Genomic DNA, 224 nt, shown 5'->3' on the forward strand with positions numbered 1-224 from the left:
GCTTTGTGCATGGAGGCGTCGGGGGTGATCTGCAGGCCGTCACTGGCCCAGACCTGACCGCCATCGACGGTGAGGGTGGTCCAGCGATACAGCTCGCGACCGGACAATTGGTTGGCCATGCGCAGGGGTTCCACTGCGGAGGCCAGGGAAATCAGCGTGAAATTGTCCAGCAGCAGAAAGCCGATGGATTGAGGCGCACGGTTCTGGGGTTGGGCCCCGGAGTT

Annotated in this window: 1 pseudogene; it reads right to left on the reverse strand. The window is 62.9% G+C overall.

Features of this window, described 5'->3' with window-relative positions:
- Positions 1–224: pseudogene (locus ACCD00_RS30940) on the reverse strand (GlxA family transcriptional regulator); the annotation flags it as partial.

The organism is Pseudomonas sp. Pseusp3 (assembly GCF_047304225.1).
Taxonomy (GTDB): Bacteria; Pseudomonadota; Gammaproteobacteria; order Pseudomonadales; family Pseudomonadaceae; genus Aquipseudomonas; species Aquipseudomonas fluorescens_CD.